Below are 19014 nucleotides of genomic sequence, written 5' to 3'. Positions count from 1 at the left end.
TTAATAGCCCTGCAAGCGGGCGTCAACAGGAAAAATCCTTGCCCCCGACAAGCGCTCCGTGCGAACAGGCGCAGGTTGGAAAAAGGCGTGGTATCATGGCGAAGAAACCGAAGTGGGTGGTGGAAAAGGAACAGGCGAAGAAGGCCAGCGCGGCTGAAACCGTCTGGCTGTTTGGTCATCACGCGGTGCGCGATGCGCTTCTGAACCCGCGCCGGGAGAAACTGCGCCTGATTCTGACGCCCAATGCGGCGATCAAGCTGGAGGACGCGGTCAAGGAATCCGGGATGGAGCCGGAAATCCAGGACCCGCGCAGCTTCAAAGCGCCGATTGACCCGCAATCCGTGCATCAGGGCGCCGCGCTTGAAGTGAAGCCGTTGAACTGGGGCACGCTTGAAGACGTGGCTCTGGGTGAGGGGCCTGCAAGGCTCATCCTGCTGGACCGGGTCAGCGATCCGCATAACGTCGGCGCGATTCTGCGCTCGGCGGAGGTCTTGGGGGCACGGGCCGTGATCGGCACGCGCCATCACTCCGCGCCGGAAACCGGGGCGCTGGCCAAGACCGCCAGCGGCGCGCTGGAGCGACAGCCTTACCTGCGCGAGCGTAACCTGTCGGATACGATCGTTGCTCTGCAGAAGATGGGCTACATCGTGCTTGGCCTCGACGGCGAAGCCGAAAAGACGGTCGAAGAGGCGGTTGAGGGTCTGCGGGACCGCGCCATCGCGCTGGTGCTTGGCGCAGAAGGGCCGGGGCTTCGGGCCAAGACCAAGGAGACTGTCGACAGTCTCGTGAAAATCGAGGCGCAGGGCGCGTTTGGCTCGCTCAATGTCTCAAATGCCGCGGCGGTTGCGCTTTACGCAGTGCGCGGTTGAAATCCCGCTCATTGAAGGCCATCTTCCGCCCATGGCTACAAAAATCGCGACTTGCTGTTACTGCGGCACCCGAGCTGCGCTGGTTCTGGACAAGGAACGCCACGAGTTGGTGTGTTCCAGCTGTGGCGCGCCTTTGCACAATATGAAGTCCCTCAAATCCGGTTCTGCCGACCCGATGCTGCACAGTCAGCCGCGCAAGGGCAAGAAGGGCAAGTCACGGCCCGACGGGCAGTCCGGGGCCGGTTGGGAGAAACCGCACAAAGCCGGATACAAGAAGAAAAAGAAGAAAAAGAGCCTTGGCCGCTCTCTCTTCGAAGAGGCATTTGATCTGATCGAAGATATCTTCGACTGATCACGCCGCGCTTCCCCTCTGGCCTTTGTCCGTCCCGTCGCGTATTTCCCGGTCAAGTTTGAGACAAGGGAGGCCCCATGGCGGACTACGAGACCCCCGGCGCGGTAGAGGATTCCTGGCGCGACGCGATTTCTTCGACCGAAGAGATCATCGAGGATGCGCGCAACGGGCGTATGTTTGTTCTGGTCGATCACGAGGATCGGGAGAACGAGGGCGATCTGGTCATTCCCGCGCAATGGGCGACGCCGGATGCGATCAACTTCATGGCGCTCTACGGGCGCGGGTTGATCTGTCTGTCCATGACGTCGAAGCGGATTGACGAGCTTGGGCTCGAGCTCATGTCGACGAACAACTCTTCGCGCCATGAGACCGCTTTCACGACGTCGATCGAGGCCCGCGAAGGCGTCAGCACCGGCATTTCCGCAGGAGACCGGGCGCGCACCATCGCCGTGGCAGTGGACGCCTCCAAAGGCGCGCAGGATATCGCAACGCCGGGTCACGTTTTCCCGCTGCGCGCGCGCAATGGCGGGGTTCTGGTTCGTGCCGGTCATACCGAAGCGGCGGTGGATGTCAGCCGTCTGGCAGGTCTGAACCCGGCGGGTGTGATCTGCGAGATCATGAACGACGATGGTACCATGGCCCGTCTGCCGGAACTTGTGGCCTTCGCCCAGAAACACGGGCTGAAGATCGGTACGATCAGCGACCTGATCAAATACCGCCGCCGCCATGACAACCTTGTACAGATCAGCAAGGAAGAGACCATCACCAGCGAATTCGGCGGTGAATGGAACATGCGTGTCTACGTCGATGAAACCCACGGGGATGAGCATATCGTCCTGATGAAGGGGGATATTTCCACGCCGGAGCCAGTGTTGGTGCGTATGCACGCCATGGATCCGATGCTCGACGTTGTGGGCACCGGACCTTCGGGGCGCGCCGCCGAGTTTTCCCATGCCATGCAGGCGGTTGCCGCTGAAGGGCGCGGCGTGGTTGTGCTGCTGCGCGATACGGCGATGAAGCTCGACACCCACGATGATGTCTCGCCCAAGACCCTGCGCCAGTATGGCCTTGGGGCGCAGATCCTCTCCTCGCTTGGCCTGTCAAAGCTGGAACTTCTGACCAATTCGCCAACACCCAAAGTTGTGGGTCTCGACGCCTATGGCCTTGAGATCGTTGGCACACGCAAAATCTCGGAGCTGGGATAATGGCCGCCAATATCACGCATTACACGCTGGATCGCCCGAGCTTTGACAAGCCCGTCAAAGTGCTGATCGTCGTCTCGCCCTATTACAAGGAAATCGCTGATCAGCTGGTCGAAGGCGCGAAGGCCGAGATCGAAGCGGCGGGGGGCACACATGAGACAATCGAAGTGCCCGGCGCGCTGGAAGTGCCCACGGCCATCGGCATCGCCGAGCGCATGAGCAATTTCGACGGTTATGTGGCTCTGGGCTGCGTCGTGCGCGGCGAGACCACGCATTACGAAACCGTCTGCAACGACTCGTCTCGCGCCCTGACGCTGCTCGGCCTGCAGGGGCTGTGCATCGGCAATGGTATTCTGACGGTTGAGAACATGGATCAGGCGATTGTGCGGGCCGAATCCAAGGGGCAGAACAAAGGTGGCGGCGCGGCGGCGGCGGCCTTGCATCTGATCGCGCTTGCCCGTAGGTGGGGCGCTTCGCGGAAGGGCGTCGGATTCGTCCCCTCCCGCGATGAATTCCAGATCGCAGGCGACGCCAAAGGGTCCGACACCGCATGACTGCCAAAGCCGGCAATGACAAACGCAAGATGAAAAGCGCTTCGCGGCTTTATGCCGTACAGGCGCTGTTCCAGATGGAGCAGGCCGGACAGGCGCTCGACCGGGTCAAGGTGGAGTTCCTTGATCACCGCTTTGGCGTGGAACAGCTCGAAGGCGAGGAGATGATCGAGGGTAACGTGACCCTGTTCACCAATATCCTCGAAGAGGCGGTCAGCTATCAGGCGAAGATCGACCAGATGACGGACCGCGCGCTTGTCGCCAAATGGCCCATCGCCCGGATTGACCCTGTGCTGCGCGCTTTGTTCCGGGCTGCCGGGGCGGAATTCGTCGCGCTGGACACTCCGCCGAAGGTGGTGATTGTTGAGTATCTGGACGTGGCTTCCGCGTTTTTCCCGGACGGGAAAGAGGCACGGTTCGTCAACGCGGTACTCGATCACATGGCGCGTGAGGCGAAGCCGGAAGCTTTTTGAGTTTTGGCTGAGCGGGCCGAATCAAGATTCTCACCGGTTCGCGCCGCCGGTCACACAGCGATTTTCCTGTTTCTGACGCTTCTGACCCAGATCGGCGGTCTCGCGTGGTTACTTGCGCTCCTGTTCAAGCGACGCGTGATCTCCTTTTGCGTGATCTACGTCGTTCTGACTCTGGGAGCGGTCTGGATTGCGCCGCTCTTTGGCCGGGTGGCGATCAGCTGCTTGCAGGATGGTCCTTTGCGCGTCCAAAGCGGGTTGTATTGCGCACTCAATCGCACCTATGTGACGCCCGAGATGGCCGATGTGCTCAAGCGTCTGGCGGAAGAGATGGAGAGGCGCCATCCGGGGACGCAAACACTGCTGCTCGATGCCAACTTCCCGTTCATAGACGGGTTTCCGCTCTTGCCGCATCTTTCGCACAAAGATGGAAAGAAGGCGGACATTGCTTTCTACTATAGCGATGAGACCGGATATGCGCCGGGGGCAACGCGCTCGCCGATAGGGTATTTCGCGTTTGAAGAGGGACCCACGCAATGCCCGGATGTCTGGCCAACCCTGCGTTGGGATTTCGCTTGGCTGCAACCGATGTGGCGCAGCTATGCCTTGGATGAACCTCGCCTGCGCTCGGTGATGCGGGTTTTGACGGGCGATGACCGGATCGGCAAAGTCTTCCTCGAGCCGCATTTGGTGGCGCGGTTGGGCTTTGGCCACAAGGCCATCCGCTTTCAGGGCTGCCGCGCCGCGCGGCACGATGACCACGTTCACTTTCAGCTGAAATAGTACCGCGCTGCGGCAACAGCTGGGGTTGCTTTCCGGTTCCGAAAGCCTATCATTCCAGTATCGGAATGTGATGGAGGTCCCTCATGCCGGAACTGATCAAGCTTTATATCCGTCAGGTGATTGCGGGCTTTGGCCTGTCGGCGGTGTTTGTGGCGATGCTGCTGTGGTTTGACGTGGCAAACCTGTGGCATCTGGTGACACACAGCTCCGGTGGAATCGTTGCCGTTGTAATGCTCTGGGTGTTCAACGGGATTGTCTTTGCCGGTGTGCAGTTCGGGATTTCGATCATGCGCCTGGCCGAGAAAGAGCCGCCCGCGGGGGGCAAACGCGACATGGTCCGCGCGCCTGCGCCCGTGCCGGTTCTGGCCGAAACAAAGAAGGATGTGCTTGGCCGTCAGGGCTGAGGCTAGGTCTGCTTTGCTGGATGGACGCGCGGCCTTTCGGGGCCGCGTTTTGTTTGTCGGAGGCTGCCCTGTTTCGGCAGAGCCGAAAAGCGCCCACCCACCGACCCGATTTGTCGGCCGGAGTGGCTGGGCTGCGGCGTCGACACTTTTGATGCTCAAAAGTGCGACCTTGGCAGATGTGGCGGGAACCACCGCGGACGTGGGGATCATGCATTCCCGAGGACCTGTATATACAGGTGGGTGCCAGGTAACGAAGCCACAGCTACGACAGAGCCAGCTCCCTCGGATTTGCTTAAGGCCACCGGAATGGATCGGATCACGGAAAGGGCAGTAGCCCGCCAAGGCCTGACATAGGGGATGGCGGGCCACCGGACAAGTGGCGGCGGAGATCTTATTCGATGCCGTGCAGATTGCCGAGGAACCCGTGCCACCCCTTGTCGAGCGCGAGCGTCAGGCCGTAGTCTTCCGCGCCGTCCGGCAGGCCTGAGTGCACCAGGTCCAGAAGCGTGCCGCCAGAGCTGTCCGACAGGGTCCAGTCCACGACGGTCATCACCCCGTTGAGTGGTCCCACCGTGAAGCTCCAGCGCATGTGGTCCATCGGTGTCGCGCGTTCCACACGGCCCCAGCACATGCGATCCCCATCCTTTTGGGAGACCAGCAGAAAGTCCTCGCCTTCGGCCAGATCGGCTTTGGCCGGATGAAACCATTTGCCCAGCAATTCGGCGCGGGTCAGATGCGCCCAGACGGTGGGTTTGTCGGCGGGCAGGTAGACGGATTTGCGGATTGTATGGGTCATGTCTCTGTCTCGTCTGTCAGGAGGGTTTGCAGGGTGGAAAGCTTGTCGTCCCAGAAAGCCTCGAAATAGCTGAGCCAATCGGTGACGGGTTTCAGCCCCTGGGCGTTCAGGGTGGAGAGGGTTTCGCGCCCTTCATGGCGCATATGAATGAGGTTGCCGTCCTTGAGCACCACGAGATGCTTTTTGACCGCCGCACGGGTCATGTCGCAATGCGCCGTGATCTCGGCGATGGTCATTTCTCGGGCCGAGAGACGGCGCAGGATGTCGCGGCGGGTCGGGTCGGCAAGGGCCTTGAAGGCGGGTTGCAAGGGGCGTGCTGCGGGCATGGCAGACTCCATTGTGATACCATTTGATATTGCATATATGCAGTACCAAATGGTATCATGTCAAGGCGCGTTTTATTTGAGGCGTCCGAGCGCCGTGGCTGGGATTAGCTGTCCGTGAAACCGTAGCGTTCGAGTTCTTCGGGCAGCAGGATGTAGATCTCATCCGCCGGCGTCGCGAGCGCATGACGCATCACCCGCAGATCAATGCCCATCTGGTCGAGGTACTGCATGACCTCTGCCTGACCGCGCTGGATGTCCTCCACGGCAAGAAATGCCGGGAGCAGGGTGTTTTCGCCGAAGCTGTGCTGGTGCACGCCAACCGCCGCGGTTCCGGGAATGTCGCGCGTCTTGCCACCGACGAGTAGATAAGGGCATGCAGAGAAACAATATTCTCCCGGCAGCATCTGCGTGTTGATCCCGGCAGTGCGCAGATGCCGACCGATCTCAAGCGCGTCGCGTACCGAGCCGCCGGGGGATTGCACAATCACGGTTTCGACCGGCGGATCGGCCTGTGTGATCTGGTCGATGATGCGCGCCGCATCGTCAGGGGCAATGCCGCCTTCAAGCCTGTAAGTCTGGTTCTCAAAGGTCAGTGTCAGCCGCTCCGGCAGGTCTCCGGGGTCCCGCGCAGGGCGCACGGCGGGGCGGTCCCGCCCGGGGGTGAAGCGGCGGGTTTGGTCGCCGGGTCGCACAGGTTCTGTCAGGCGCGGCGCGCTGGGAGCACCGATCCCGGGCAGTCGAAAACCGCCGGTCTGCATGTCGGAAATCACAAGGAACGCGCCGATCCCGAGCTGAAAGATCAGCACGGCCGAGAGCGTTCGGGCGACGGTGCTGGCTTTCATGAGGCCGGTCCCTTGAGCTGGGCGATCTTGTCATCTTCTGCCGGGGTGGGGTCTTCGGCCGGGTGCAGATCCGCTTCGCGTGCGGCCAGATCGCTCTCCACATCCCGCAGCGCGGTGACAGCAGCGCGCAACTCGGCCAACGTCAGCGTGTCCTCGATGGCCGCGCCTTCGCGCCCTTGCCGGATCGCGCCGTGGGTAATGGCAAGGATCAGGACAAGCACCATTGGCAGCAGATCAATCGCAATCGCCCCGGCCCAGGATGGCACAAAGTTGCGGGCATAGAGGATCACAGCATCTGCCGCGCTGATCGGCGTATAGGTCACTTCGGCGGGCGGCTGAAGGCTACCCACGCTTTGCGCGGCCTGCTCCAGCGTCGCCGCACGTGCGGCCAGCACTTCCAGCACCGAAGAGATCGTCGCCGACTGATCCGCGCGGTTCTCGTCCGTGCGCCCGTCCAGTTCCGGCAGCACCACAGAGGCGGCAAGATCCTGCGCCGCGCGCTCTACCAGTTGCGCCACGGACAGCTGGCGCAACTGGGTGATCAGCCCTTGAAGGCGCACGGCGGCTTCGGAAAACTCGACGGACCGGGCCTCGACAGGGCCTTGCTCGACGGTCAGTGCGCGCATCCGGGACAGGATCGTGTTGCCTTCGGTAAAGGCATTGTCAACCAGCGGGGTTTGCGCGGCGATCTGGGTTTCAAGCGCAGACAGCTCGGCGCTTTTCTGGCGTAGCACGCGGAAGACCGCGCCGCGCCCGGCGAGGCCCGAAAGTGTCCCGGCGGCCTCCTGTTCGGACAGGTCTTCGAAGGACTGGCGCACACGGGCCACATCACGCTCAAGCGCCTGACCGGACAGGGCAATTTCATGGGCGCGTTCCAGCGCCGATTGGTAGTCCTGCACGGTTTCAGCCAAATGCTGCTCCACGGCAGCGGACCCGGCCAAAGCGGCGGCATTGAGCCAGGAGGACATGGCGATGATGGCAAGCGATCCAAGCCCTATGGCGCCCAAAAGCCCGGTGCGGGCGCGCGCGGTGCGCACCGCCGGGAACAACCGCATCAGGTAGGACCAGAAGACAAAGATCCCGACAGAGACCGCCACGGAGTAGGCGATGGCGGCAAAGACCGACATCGCGCCGTTCTCATCGAGCAGCGAGGACACGCCCAGATAGGTGTAAATGCCGGAGGCGACAGACAAAACGCCAAGCGCCGTGCCCGAGAAGGTGTCGAGCCACGTCAGGTGGCCTTCAAGTTCGCGCGCATGGCGCACGCCGCGCGCTGCGCTGCGGGACAGGGTATGCGGGTCGGTCATCTCGCCCTCTTTGGAAATTGCTTGGGTAAGGTACGGAAAAATCGAAGGTTTGAAAGCGGGGCGGTGACGGCGCTTGCCTTTGTTCATGAAATGTTCGTATATTTTGAGCATGCTTTCGCCTGTCTCTCCCGCCCTCGCACCCGGCCAGCTTCTGGCGCGGGGTGTTTGCCGTCATCTGGCCAGTCTCGGTTTTGCGGTGATCGAGGAATTTGTGCCGGACAGGGGGCTGCGCGTCGACGTCATGGCGCTTGGACCCAAGGGGGAGCTGTGGGTCGTAGAGTGTAAATCGAGCCGCGCGGACTTTATGGGGGACGGCAAATGGCAAGGGTATCTGCCTTATTGCGACCGGTATTTCTGGGCGGTGGACTCCGCGTTTCCGGTGGAGATCCTGCCCGAAGAGACCGGGCTCATCATGGCCGACGCTTATGGTGCCGAGGTGATCCGCATGGCACCGGAAGACAAGCTCGCCGGGGCGCGCCGGACCAAACTGACGCGCAGCTTTGCTGTACATGCGGCGCGCCGGTTGCATGGCCTGAGGGACCCGGACGGGGCGTCGGGTTGGGCGCTCTGACCGATTCTTTGTAGGGTGGCCGTTTGCACGAAAAATTAAGCGTCAGCTGCCAGACTGCCGCCGAAACGGGATTCGATATTGGGGTCCACACGAAATTCCGTGCCTTGTGACCAAATGGATCGTTTGCGTGGAGAGATTCATCGGCTATGAGATCGTCTGACAAACAAGACTGCAGGCAGATGACTCAGAAAACCACGAACGATGCCCCCCGATCCGCGCGTGATTGGGTCAAGGTGCTTGCCGCCTACCGCGACCCAAGCCTTGGCCGCAGCCTCTTTGAACTGGCGATCACACTTGTTCCGTTCCTTTTGCTCTGGGCGCTGGCGTGGTGGGCTCTGTCGTTCAGCTATCTGCTGGCCTTTGGCCTGTCGGTGCTGAACGCCGGTTTCCTTCTGCGGCTGTTCATCATTCAGCACGATTGCGGCCACAGTGCGTTCTTCCACAGCCGCACGGCGGGAGACTGGCTGGGGCGGGCGCTCGGGGTTCTGACGCTCACGCCGTATGACGTCTGGCGCCGTACACATTCGATCCATCACAGTGGTGCAGGCAATCTGTCCCGTCGCGGACTTGGCGACATTCACACCATGACCGTCGCGGAATACAAGGCCGAGACATGGCGCGGGCGGTTGATGTACCGCCTTTATCGCAGCCCCGTTGTCCTGTTCGGATTGGGTCCGTTCTACATTTTCTTCCTACAAAATCGCCTGCCCATCGGGCTGACTGACGGGCGGCAATACTGGATCAGCGCGATGGCGACCAACGTGGTTCTGTTCCTGGCGCTTGGCGCGATCTGGTGGTTCGGCGGCTGGGCGCCGCTTCTGCTGATCTTCGTGCCGTCGACGCTGTTGGCCGCAACCCTCGGGATTTGGCTGTTCTACGTTCAGCACCAGTTCGAGACGACCCATTGGGATCAGGATGCGGATTGGCAGTTGCACGAGGCCGCGCTCGAAGGCTCTTCGCATTATGTCATGCCCAAGGTGCTGCAATGGATGACCGGCAACATCGGCATTCATCATGTGCATCACCTCTACAGCCGAATCCCCTTTTATCGGCTGACCGAGGTGCTGCGCGATCATGAGATGCTGAAGGACAGCAACCGGATGACCATTGCGGAAAGCTTTGCCAACGCCAAGCTGCACCTGTGGGATGAGCAAAGCCGCAGGCTGCTGTCTTTCCGCGAGGCGCGTTCCTTGCTGGCCTGACCGGTTCGGACACTGCGAAAAAGAAAACGCCGGGCAAAGCGCCCGGCGTTTTCTTTTTGTTTTGGCGGAGTTGCTTACTTGAAGCGGTAGTTGATCCGACCTTTGGTCAGATCGTAGGGGGTCATTTCCACCTGTACCTTGTCGCCTGCCAGAACACGGATGCGGTTCTTGCGCATCTTGCCTGCCGTATGTGCGATGATCTCATGGCCGTTCTCAAGCTCGACCCGAAACGTCGCATTGGGCAGGAGTTCCTTAACGACACCGGGAAATTCGAGCGTATCTTCCTTGGCCATGGTCTCTCCTGAGTTGCACTGCCCGTCATCGTAGCGGGCGAGCGTGTATATGGTCTTAATATGCTTTTAATTCAAGCCCAGTTTTCAGCGCAGCCGGGTCAGCGCCGCCAAGGCGTCGCGCCCGTGCTGTTCCGGCCAATGCGCATGGTTGAGCACAACCCCATCGCGGCGCACGGTGCGGATGGTCTCCGGATCAATATCCGCCATTGTCCAGCCGGGTTTGTCCAGCGCGCCGGAGGCAATAACGCCGGTCGGGGGGAAGCCGGTGTCCGGCGGGCCAAAGATGCCGCCGCGGCCAACGGATATGTCGATCACCTCGGACCAGTCTGCCGTCCCGACAAGCGAGGCCATGACCGTCACACATTGGTTTTCCAGCGCCCGGGCCCGCGCGCCGATCCGAACGCGGGAATGGCCGGAAAGCGCTTCGGTCACGGAGGGGACCAGGATCACATCGGCCTCTGCAAGCGCCCGGCCCAGCAGAGGAAACTCGCTGTCATAGCATATCAGGATGCCGATCCGCCCCAGGGCCGTATCGAACAATCGTAACGGCCCGCCCGGGGCGATGTCCCACTCTTCGCGCTCGAAGCGGGTCATGATCTGCTTGTCCTGAATGCCCACAGAGCCGGTTGGCGTAAAAAGCCGCGCCCGGTTGACCGGCCGGGCGGCGATGCTCTCGTCCAGCACAGGCGCAGAGGCGGCGAGGATATGCACGCCGAACCGGCTGGCGAGATCCGCATGCAGCCCGTCCGCGTCCGAAATGCGCGCGTTGGTTGCCTGAATGCAGCGTTCCAGATCAAGTGCGGCTTCCGCCCCGTCCAGCGTTGCCAGCTCCAACGCGCCATATTCGGGAAACACCAAAAGCGCCGAGCCGTGATCAGCGGCGCTTTGGACCCAATCTGTTATCTTCCGCGCGTAGTCCTTCCACGAGGTCAGGAAGCTGGGCGGGTAGGCGGCTGTTGCGATCTTCATCTTGGTTACTCGCCGGTCTCAACCGCAATGGTCTGGCGCAGGTCCCCCGTGGCGCGGTCAAAGATCAGGATCTGATCGTCTTCCGTGACCACAGCGTACCAATCAGAGCCTTGCGTGTAAGCGCTCGCCTCTGCGCCGGAGGGCAGGGTGATCACCTCTGGAAGAGGCGCGCGGGCATTGGTATAGCGGTGCCAGATCAGGAAGAGGATCAGCACGATCCCGGCGATCATCACGCCGGTCAGAACCGTCACCAGCACGCGCAGAAAACGCAGCTGCGGCGGTTCGGGCAGGTTTTCCTCGGGGCTTTCAGGAGCAGTCATGGCACAGATATCCGTCACGATCGCGGCCAATCCGCCGCCGCGCCTTGATAAGGCGCTTGCCCGCGATGTGCCAGAGGAAGCGGCGCTCTCGCGCACGCGGCTGGCCAGGCTGATCGCCGAAGGGGCAGTGACGCTGAATGGCGCGCCTCTGAGCAATCCCAAGGGGTCAGTGGTCGAAGGGGATGTGATTGTCATCACCGTGCCGGAGGCGCAGGACTATGACGTTGTCCCGCAGGACATCCCGCTTGAGGTCGTCTATGAGGATGACGCGCTGATCGTGGTGAACAAACCGGCGGGCATGGTGGTCCATCCCGCGCCCGGCTCGCCGGATGGCACGTTGGTGAACGCCTTGTTGCACCACTTCGGCGGAGATCTGTCCGGGATTGGCGGCGAAAAACGCCCCGGTATCGTGCACCGGATCGACAAGGACACCAGCGGGCTGCTGGTGGTCGCCAAGTCGGACAAGGCGCATCATGGTCTCGCCAAACAGTTTGAAAAGCATACCGCGCAGCGGGCGTATCTCGCGCTGGTCCACGGCGTGCCGGATCGCGGTGATCCGCGCCTTCTGGGCATGCGCGGCGTTGCGGCGAGCGTGGCGGGTGAGATCACCATCACCAGCGGGCTGGCGCGGCACAAGACGGATCGGCAACGTCAGGCGGTCTATTTCGACGGGCAGGGGCGGCACGCGATCACACATGCAAAGGTGCTCGAAACCTATGGCACCCCGCCTGCGCTGTCCTTGGTGGAATGCCGTCTGGAGACAGGCCGGACCCACCAGATCCGCGTGCACATGGCCCATGCGGGGCATGGGCTGATCGGGGATCCTGTTTATGGCGGGCGTCGGAAAATCTCGCCCAAGGCGCTCAGCCCCAAGGCGCTTGCGGCGGTGCAGGGGTTTGACCGGCAGGCGCTGCATGCGACGGAGCTTGGCTTTACCCACCCGGTCACCGGCGAAGAGATGCTGTTCCACGCGCCGTTGCCGCCGGATATGGCGTCCGTGCTGGACGCGCTGCGCTAGGATTCCTTGACTTTGCGTCACCATTTCGTGTAGACATGTGACCCCCACAGCGCATTTCTGACACAGAGTGCACAGCTGCGTGAGACAGGTGTCACAGAGGTTATCTCGACGGAAACTTGGGTTAACTACGTTGTAACACTTGTCGCGATACCACCAGCGGCAAACGCCAGGGACCCCGCAAATAAGGCCCCCAGCAACAAATGTTAACGGAAACATCGCAAAGGGGTTGAAACCCCGACGCGGGCTTCCCATCTGGAATGTTAAGCGCCGTAACATTCGGCGGCCCAAGAGGGAGAGTGACATGAGCAACTATGCAAATTTGCCGGCCCCGTCGCCGGAAGCCGGTCTGAGCCGTTACCTGCAGGAAATCCGCAAGTTCCCGCTGCTCGAACCGGAAGAAGAGTACATGCTGGCCAAGCGCTGGGTGGAAAACGAGGATTCGACCGCAGCGCACAAGATGGTCACATCGCACCTGCGTCTCGCGGCCAAGATCGCCATGGGCTATCGCGGCTACGGTTTGCCGCAGGCCGAGGTGATCTCGGAAGCAAACGTTGGCCTGATGCAGGCGGTGAAACGGTTTGACCCGGAGAAGGGCTTCCGCCTGGCGACTTACGCCATGTGGTGGATCCGAGCCTCCATTCAGGAGTATATCCTGCGATCCTGGAGCCTTGTGAAGCTGGGCACCACCAGCGGCCAGAAGAAGCTGTTCTTTAATCTGCGCAAGGCCAAGGCCCGCATCGGCGCGCTCGAAGAGGGTGATCTTCGTCCCGAAAACGTGACGCGGATCGCCAATGATCTGGGCGTGACCGAAGCCGAGGTGATCAGCATGAACCGCCGCATGTCCGGTGGGGATGCCTCTCTCAATGCCCAGGTGGGCAGCGAGGGCGAAGGCACCATGCAATGGCAGGACTGGCTCGAAGACGAAGACGCCGATCAGGCCGGTGACTATGCCGAGAAGGATGAACTGGAAGCGCGCCGCGCGCTGCTCGCCGAGGCCATGGATGTGCTGAACGAGCGCGAGCGCGACATTCTCACCCAGCGCCGTCTGGCAGAGAAGCCGGTGACGCTGGAAGACCTCTCTTCGGTCTACGACGTGAGCCGCGAACGCATCCGCCAGATCGAAGTGCGGGCGTTTGAAAAGCTGCAGACCCGCATGCGCAACCTCGCGCAGGAACAGGGGATGCTCACCAGCGCCTGATACGGCGACAAAGACAAGTAACCAGTGGTCCCTCAGCCCCCGTGCCTCTCATTGGCGCGGGGGTTTTTCGTGCAAAGCGGTTGCAGCCGGATGGCGATAACGTCACGATGGTAGCGCAATCAGGGCAGGAGGGAACGGTCATGCCAAAGCATCTGCGGTGGGGGATCATGGGCGCGTCAAAATTCGCGCGCGAACATATGGCACCCGCGATCCACATGGCGCGGCGCGGCGACCTGGTGGCGCTGGCGACCTCCAGCGCCGACAAGGCGCTTCCGTTTCTGGACCGCACGCCGGGCCTGCGGGTGCTGCCTTCAGAGAATTCTTATGAAGCGCTGATCTTCGATCCGGACGTGGACGCCATCTACATCCCGCTGCCCAACCACCTGCATGTGGCCACCGCGCTGAAGGCGATTGCCGCGGGCAAACATGTTCTGGTGGAAAAGCCGCTGGCGATGACTGTCGCAGGCTTTGAACCGGTGATTTTCGAGCGCGACAGGCAAGGTGTGCTGGCGGCCGAGGCCTTCATGATTGTGCACCATCCGCAATGGCGCAAGGCGCGGGACCTTGTGCAAGCCGGAGAGATCGGCAAGCTGGTACGGGTCTCCGGCGCGTTCTCTTATGACAACCGCACGGACACGGACAACATCCGCAACCGGCCAGACACGGGCGGCGGCGCGATCCCGGACATTGGCGTCTATATCTATGGGGCAACCCGCTTCGTGACCGGCGAAGAGCCCGAAGAAATCCTCAGCACTGCAATTGAACGGGAAAATGGTGTGGATGTCTGGAGCCATGTGACAGCCCGCTTCCCGTCCTTTCACTACACCGGCGTGGTGTCGATGCGGATGAGCCCGTGGCAGGAGATGACCTTCCATGGCGACAAAGGGCTGATCCGCCTGACCGCGCCGTTCAACGCCGGTGTGTACGGCGAGGCGCGGGTTGAGCTGCACCGGCCGGGTTTGGAAATCACCGAATGGCGCTTCCCGGCAGACAATCACTATGTGCATCAGGTCGAGGCGTTCAACGCCAGTGTGCTGGATGGGGCGGACTATCCTTGCCCGCTTGAGTTCTCGCGCGGCACGCAGGCGATGATCGACATGATCTGGGCGAAAGAGCAGGGCTAGGACGGCGGCGGCGCTCCTTCGCCAAGGCGAAGATCGCCCCGCCCACCGTCCCGCAGCGATGCTCAGATCGTGATCACAACCTTACCGGTCGATTTGCGCGCGCGCAGCAGATCCATGCCTTCGACGGCCTGCTCAAGCGGCAGAACATGGCTCACATGCGGGTGCAAACGCCCGTCCTCGTGCCATTTCAGCAGCTGCGCCAGCGATCCGGTGAGAACGTCCGGCTTGAACGTCAGGTAGCCACCCCAATAAAGGCCCAGCACCGTCAGGTTTTTCACCATCAGATGGTTCGCCTTGATCTGCGGCACGTCGCCGGACGCAAATCCGATGGTCAGCAGCCGCCCTTCGGGCTTGCAGGAGCGGAAGGCGGCGGTGAACTGTTCGCCGCCCACCGCGTCATAGACCACGTCACAACCGCCGAGTTTCTTCATCTCTTCGCGGATATCCTGGGTCTTGGCGTCGATCAGGTGATCCGCTCCGGCCTGGCGGGCGATTTCCAGCTTTTCCGGACCACGGGCACAGGCCACCACGCGCGCGCCCATCAGTTTGCCGATTTCAACCGCAGTGAGGCCAACGCCGCCTGCCGCGCCTAGCACCAGAAGGGTCTCGCCGGGCTGCATCCGCGCGCGGTGGTCCAGCGCGAGATGGCTGGTGCCATAGGCGATCTGGAAAGCGGCGGCGTCTGTGAAACTCATGCTGTCCGGGATCTTGACCGCACGGGCTGCGTCAAAACATCCGACCTCCGCCAGACCACCCTGACCGCCATAGACCGCCACGCGATCGCCTGCGGCAAAACCGGTTACACCCGTGCCGAGCGCTTCCACTGTCCCGGCCACTTCCATGCCCATGATGAAGGGCAGGGCGGGCGTATCCTGATAGGTGCCCTTCTGCATCAGCAAATCCGCGAAATTGAGACCGCAGGCGGCGATTCTCAGGCGGATTTCACCTGGCTTCGGGTCCGGCTCGGGCAAATCCTGGACCGTGGGAAGGGAATCGTGTGACGTAAGGTAAAGCGCTCGCATGGGGTCTCCGTTCGTTTGTGCGGGAGTTTCGCCAATGTGAGCCTATATTCAAGTGGGTATCCTTGTTTTCAAATCGTATACAGTCGCGCTGAACATGCAACTTTATGGAGAATTGAGAACAAGTTTACCATCATCGCACGTTCTTCGTTCTTGATTTATTATGGTTGTATGATGTACTGAATTGCGGATAATTCCGTGTAGGGTGCGGCCAGACCAGATCTAGCAAGGTTTTTGCCGTTTCCGTGGGTTGGGCGGGCAACAAATAGAATAGGACTAGAAAAAATGGCGCATCCGGTAGACGTTCACGTGGGTAAACGCATTCGCCACCGTCGGTGGCTGGTCGGCATGACCCAGCAGCAGCTCGCTGAACACGTTGGCATCAAGTTCCAGCAGATCCAGAAATACGAAACCGGCGCAAACCGCGTGAGTGCGTCGCGCCTTTGGGACATCGCCGATGCGCTTGTCGTCCCTGTCAGCTTCTTCTTCGAAGGCATCGAAGCCGAGGAAAACGAAGCCGCGCCCAAGTCCGAAAGCATCCCTGCGGATATCCTTGGCGACAAGGAAGCGCTGGATCTCGTGCGCTCCTACTACGCAATTCCGGAAAACCAGCGCCGCCGCCTGTTCGAACTGGCGCGAGTCCTGTCCGACGTGGCTTGAGCCACGTCCCGCCCTGCGGTAGCTCTGTGCCAAACTGAGCGCCGGAGGGATTGCCGTGACCCTGACAGAAAATGAACAGCATGAGTTGGTAGAAACCGCTCATGCGTTGGCTGATGCGGCGGGACATGCGATTCTGCCGTTTTTTCGTTCTGCCGATCTGTCTTCTGAAAACAAGCTGTCGGAGGGTTTTGACCCGGTCACCGTGGCAGACCGCGCGGCAGAAGAGGCCATGCGCGCGATCCTGGCCGAGCGGCGTCCTCAGGATGCGGTTTTCGGAGAAGAATTCGGCGCAACATCAGGAACATCCGGCCTCACCTGGGTGCTCGATCCGATTGATGGCACGCGCGGTTTTATCTCTGGCACGCCAACCTGGGGTGTGCTGATTGCGGTGTCGGACAACACCGGTCCCATCCTTGGCATCATTGACCAGCCTTACATCAATGAGCGATTCACCGGCGGTCTGGGGCAGGGACGCCGAACCGGCCCACAAGGGGCCGCTGACCTGAAAACCCGGGCTACGGGGGCTTTGGTTGACGCAACGTTATTTACAACTTTCCCGGAAGTCGGCAGCGCCGAGGAGGGCGCAGCGTTCCGCCGCGTGGCGGAGCAGGTGAAACTGGTGCGCTATGGCATGGATTGCTACGCCTATGCGCTTCTGGCGGCGGGCCAGATCGATCTTGTGATCGAAGCCGGCCTCAACTCCTATGACATCCAGGCCCCGATTGCCGTGATCGAAGCAGCAGGCGGCCTTGTCACGGACTGGCAGGGCGGCCCCGTGCACGAAGGCGGACGGGCGCTCGCGGCGGCCAACCCGGAAATTCATGCCGCCGCCTTGGCAATTTTGAAGGAAACTGTCTAAACTCCTCTCAGGGTGCGCACTTCCCCTTTTCCGGCGCCCGAATGTCTCTCTCAGAAAAGGGGTAACGAGAGGGACCCAATGTCAGAAACATTGATCAAGAACGCCCAAGCGGTGCTGACCATGGATGATGCCGGGCAGGAGCTGGCCGGTGTCGATATTCGCATCAAGAACGGGGTCATCGCCGAGATTGGCACCGGGTTGACCAGTGAAGGTACGGTGATCGACGCCAGCGCCTGCATCGTGACGCCCGGCCTTGTGAACACCCATCATCACCTCTACCAGACGCTGACGCGCGCGGTGCCGGGCGGGCAGGACGCACTGCTTTTTGGCTGGCTGCAAACGCTCTACCCCATCTGGTCGCGGTTCGGGCCCGAGGAGATGTATGTCTCGGCCCAGATCGGTCTTGCGGAACTGGCGCTTTCTGGCTGCACGATGAGTTCCGACCATCTCTACCTCTACCCCAATGGCGCACGGCTTGATGATACGATCCACGCGGCGCAGGAGGTGGGGCTGCGGTTCCATCCTACGCGCGGCGCGATGAGCATTGGCGAGTCGGACGGCGGCTTGCCGCCGGATGCTCTGGTCGAGCAGGAGGCGGCCATCCTCGACGATTGTATCCGCGTGATCGACGCGTTTCATGATCCCAAGGACGGCGCAATGGTGCGCGTGGGCGTGGCCCCCTGTTCGCCGTTTTCCGTCAGCCGGGACCTGATGCGGGATGCCGCAATCCTGGCGCGGGACAAGGGGGTCATGTTGCACACCCATCTTGCGGAGAACGACGAGGACATCGCCTACAGCGAGGCACAGTTCGGCTGTCGACCGGGCCAATATGCCGAAGATCTGGGGTGGACCGGCGATGACGTCTGGCACGCGCATTGTGTGAAGCTTGACGGGCAAGAGATTGATCTGTTTGCACAAAGCGGCACCGGCGTGGCCCATTGTCCATGCTCCAACTGCCGTCTTGGCAGCGGCATCGCGCCGGTTTGGGACATGCGCGATGCGGGGGTGAAGGTCGGCCTTGGCGTGGACGGATCGGCCTCCAATGACGCAGGATCGCTGATCGATGAGGCGCGGCAGACCATGCTGCTGCAGCGCGTGACTAAGGGGGCCGATGCCATGAGCGCCCGCGAGGCACTGCGCATCGCAACCCGCGGCGGGGCAGAGGTGCTCGGGCGGAGTGACTGCGGGCAGGTCGCTGTTGGCAAGCGCGCGGACCTTGCGCTCTGGGATGTCAGCGGTATCGAGGCGGCGGGCAGCTGGGACAAGGCGGCGATTTTGCTTGCGGGACCACGCCGCGTCCGACATCTATTGGTTGAAGGGCGGCAGGTCGTGCGCGATTTCGAGATCGCGACGTTTGATCTGCCTAAGGCAATCGTTAAACAGAATCGCCTAGCCATGGCTCTGGCGGATAAGATGTAGAGGGCTCCAATGCGAACACTCCTGGCTTTGATTATGTGCCTTGCGCTGCTTCCTGCCGTGGCGAGCGCGCAGCAAGTGCGGCAAATGCTGAATGGGCTTCGGGCGGAAAACGGGCTTGGCCCGCTGCAACCTTCCGAGGCGCTTGAAAAGGCCGCCATGGCCCATGCGATGGATCTCGCCCGCACCGGGAAGTTCAGCCACACCGGTTCGGACGGCTCGCGCCCGATGAAACGGGCCAAGCGTCAGGGCTATCGTGGGTGTTTCGTGGCGGAAAACATTGCCAAAGGACAGAAAACCGTGACCGAAGTCATGGGCGGCTGGGCCCGCTCGCCAGGGCACCGCAAGAACATGTTGTCGCGCAAAGCCAAGGAATACGGGCTGGTCCGGGCCGAGGGCAACATCTGGGTTCTGGTCTTGGGAAGCACGCGCTGCTAACGGGTTTGTGGGTGTCCTGAGGCGC

Annotated in this window: 24 protein-coding genes; 16 read left to right on the top strand and 8 right to left on the bottom strand. The window is 61.6% G+C overall.

Features of this window, described 5'->3' with window-relative positions:
* The first annotated feature begins 95 nt into the window (after positions 1–95).
* The 7 genes from rlmB to E4662_RS16855 all read left to right on the top strand — a co-directional run bounded on the left by rlmB (position 96) and on the right by E4662_RS16855 (position 4631).
* On the top strand, positions 96–869 hold the full coding sequence (gene rlmB, locus E4662_RS16885) for a 23S rRNA (guanosine(2251)-2'-O)-methyltransferase RlmB (RefSeq protein WP_136442776.1): 774 nt from the start codon (positions 96–98) through the stop codon (positions 867–869).
* Positions 870–900: 31 nt separating this feature from the next.
* Entirely contained in the window at positions 901–1221 is a 321-nt protein-coding gene (locus E4662_RS16880) for a hypothetical protein (protein WP_136442775.1), read from the top strand.
* Between the two features lie 77 nt (positions 1222–1298).
* The gene (gene ribB / locus E4662_RS16875) at positions 1299–2426 is read left to right on the top strand and encodes a 3,4-dihydroxy-2-butanone-4-phosphate synthase (RefSeq protein WP_136442774.1); all 1128 of its coding nucleotides are present in this window, start codon (positions 1299–1301) and stop codon (positions 2424–2426) included.
* Entirely contained in the window at positions 2426–2977 is a 552-nt protein-coding gene (locus E4662_RS16870) for a 6,7-dimethyl-8-ribityllumazine synthase (RefSeq protein WP_136442773.1), read from the top strand. Before ribB ends, E4662_RS16870 begins: the two co-directional genes overlap by 1 nt.
* Positions 2974–3447, top strand: coding sequence for a transcription antitermination factor NusB (gene nusB / locus E4662_RS16865; RefSeq protein ID WP_136442772.1), 474 nt, complete (start codon positions 2974–2976; stop codon positions 3445–3447). Before E4662_RS16870 ends, nusB begins: the two co-directional genes overlap by 4 nt.
* A 3-nt stretch (positions 3448–3450) precedes the next feature.
* Positions 3451–4227 carry a hypothetical protein gene (locus E4662_RS16860; RefSeq protein ID WP_240705227.1) on the top strand — a complete coding sequence of 259 codons (777 nt, stop codon included), beginning with the start codon at positions 3451–3453 and terminating at the stop codon, positions 4225–4227.
* Positions 4228–4310: 83 nt separating this feature from the next.
* A complete protein-coding gene (locus tag E4662_RS16855) occupies positions 4311–4631 on the top strand; it encodes a hypothetical protein (protein WP_136442771.1) in 321 nt (106 codons plus the stop codon).
* 391 nt (positions 4632–5022) lie between these two features.
* Here the strand turns inward: E4662_RS16855 and E4662_RS16850 are convergent, their stop codons facing one another.
* From E4662_RS16850 to E4662_RS16835, 4 genes are all read right to left on the bottom strand, one after another.
* Positions 5023–5427 (bottom strand): SRPBCC family protein, encoded by a 405-nt coding sequence (locus E4662_RS16850; RefSeq protein WP_136442770.1) that lies wholly within the window; start codon positions 5425–5427, stop codon positions 5023–5025.
* Positions 5424–5753, bottom strand: a complete 330-nt coding sequence (locus tag E4662_RS16845; protein WP_136442769.1) for an ArsR/SmtB family transcription factor — start codon at positions 5751–5753, stop codon at positions 5424–5426. The genes E4662_RS16850 and E4662_RS16845 overlap by 4 nt, the downstream gene beginning before the upstream one ends.
* 104 nt (positions 5754–5857) lie before the next feature.
* Positions 5858–6595: a COG3904 family protein gene (locus tag E4662_RS16840; RefSeq protein ID WP_136442768.1), complete on the bottom strand. Its 738-nt coding sequence runs from the start codon at positions 6593–6595 to the stop codon at positions 5858–5860.
* Positions 6592–7902, bottom strand: a complete 1311-nt coding sequence (locus E4662_RS16835; RefSeq protein WP_136442767.1) for a coiled-coil domain-containing protein — start codon at positions 7900–7902, stop codon at positions 6592–6594. The genes E4662_RS16840 and E4662_RS16835 overlap by 4 nt, the downstream gene beginning before the upstream one ends.
* Before the next feature lie 109 nt (positions 7903–8011).
* On the opposite strand from E4662_RS16835, the gene E4662_RS16830 reads away from it, so the two are divergent.
* Both E4662_RS16830 and E4662_RS16825 read left to right on the top strand, forming a co-directional pair.
* Complete coding sequence (locus tag E4662_RS16830; RefSeq protein ID WP_136442766.1) at positions 8012–8473, top strand: MmcB family DNA repair protein; 462 nt, start codon at positions 8012–8014, stop codon at positions 8471–8473.
* A gap of 179 nt (positions 8474–8652) precedes the next feature.
* On the top strand, positions 8653–9675 hold the full coding sequence (locus E4662_RS16825) for a fatty acid desaturase (protein ID WP_136442765.1): 1023 nt from the start codon (positions 8653–8655) through the stop codon (positions 9673–9675).
* Between the two features lie 74 nt (positions 9676–9749).
* Here the strand turns inward: E4662_RS16825 and infA are convergent, their stop codons facing one another.
* The 3 genes from infA to E4662_RS16810 all read right to left on the bottom strand — a co-directional run bounded on the left by infA (position 9750) and on the right by E4662_RS16810 (position 11257).
* A complete protein-coding gene (infA, locus tag E4662_RS16820) occupies positions 9750–9968 on the bottom strand; it encodes a translation initiation factor IF-1 (RefSeq protein WP_005978431.1) in 219 nt (72 codons plus the stop codon).
* Positions 9969–10052: 84 nt separating this feature from the next.
* A complete protein-coding gene (locus E4662_RS16815; RefSeq protein WP_136442764.1) occupies positions 10053–10937 on the bottom strand; it encodes a carbon-nitrogen hydrolase family protein in 885 nt (294 codons plus the stop codon).
* Between the two features lie 5 nt (positions 10938–10942).
* Entirely contained in the window at positions 10943–11257 is a 315-nt protein-coding gene (locus E4662_RS16810) for a DUF6476 family protein (RefSeq protein WP_136442763.1), read from the bottom strand.
* Between E4662_RS16810 and E4662_RS16805 the strand changes: the two genes are divergently transcribed.
* The 3 genes from E4662_RS16805 (at position 11256) to E4662_RS16795 (ending at position 14597) form a co-directional block, all read left to right on the top strand.
* Positions 11256–12275, top strand: coding sequence for an RluA family pseudouridine synthase (locus E4662_RS16805; protein ID WP_136442762.1), 1020 nt, complete (start codon positions 11256–11258; stop codon positions 12273–12275). The two genes, E4662_RS16810 and E4662_RS16805, sit on opposite strands and share 2 nt — an antisense overlap.
* Positions 12276–12576: 301 nt before the next feature.
* Complete coding sequence (gene rpoH / locus E4662_RS16800) at positions 12577–13473, top strand: RNA polymerase sigma factor RpoH (RefSeq protein ID WP_136442761.1); 897 nt, start codon at positions 12577–12579, stop codon at positions 13471–13473.
* Between the two features lie 140 nt (positions 13474–13613).
* Positions 13614–14597 carry a Gfo/Idh/MocA family protein gene (locus E4662_RS16795; RefSeq protein WP_136442760.1) on the top strand — a complete coding sequence of 328 codons (984 nt, stop codon included), beginning with the start codon at positions 13614–13616 and terminating at the stop codon, positions 14595–14597.
* 62 nt (positions 14598–14659) lie between these two features.
* Here the strand turns inward: E4662_RS16795 and E4662_RS16790 are convergent, their stop codons facing one another.
* Positions 14660–15619: an NADPH:quinone oxidoreductase family protein gene (locus tag E4662_RS16790; RefSeq protein ID WP_136442759.1), complete on the bottom strand. Its 960-nt coding sequence runs from the start codon at positions 15617–15619 to the stop codon at positions 14660–14662.
* A gap of 282 nt (positions 15620–15901) precedes the next feature.
* On the opposite strand from E4662_RS16790, the gene E4662_RS16785 reads away from it, so the two are divergent.
* The 4 genes from E4662_RS16785 (at position 15902) to E4662_RS16770 (ending at position 18989) form a co-directional block, all read left to right on the top strand.
* Positions 15902–16276 (top strand): helix-turn-helix domain-containing protein, encoded by a 375-nt coding sequence (locus E4662_RS16785; RefSeq protein ID WP_136442758.1) that lies wholly within the window; start codon positions 15902–15904, stop codon positions 16274–16276.
* Between the two features lie 61 nt (positions 16277–16337).
* Entirely contained in the window at positions 16338–17135 is a 798-nt protein-coding gene (gene hisN / locus E4662_RS16780; protein WP_136442845.1) for a histidinol-phosphatase, read from the top strand.
* Positions 17136–17213: 78 nt separating this feature from the next.
* Positions 17214–18554 carry an 8-oxoguanine deaminase gene (locus E4662_RS16775; protein ID WP_136442757.1) on the top strand — a complete coding sequence of 447 codons (1341 nt, stop codon included), beginning with the start codon at positions 17214–17216 and terminating at the stop codon, positions 18552–18554.
* Between the two features lie 9 nt (positions 18555–18563).
* Entirely contained in the window at positions 18564–18989 is a 426-nt protein-coding gene (locus E4662_RS16770; RefSeq protein ID WP_240705225.1) for a CAP domain-containing protein, read from the top strand.
* The last annotated feature ends 25 nt before the right edge of the window (positions 18990–19014 follow it).

This window comes from Pacificoceanicola onchidii (genome assembly GCF_004804335.1).
Classification (GTDB): Bacteria; Pseudomonadota; Alphaproteobacteria; order Rhodobacterales; family Rhodobacteraceae; genus Pacificoceanicola; species Pacificoceanicola onchidii.
This window is presented reverse-complemented; position numbering and strand designations above follow the sequence as displayed.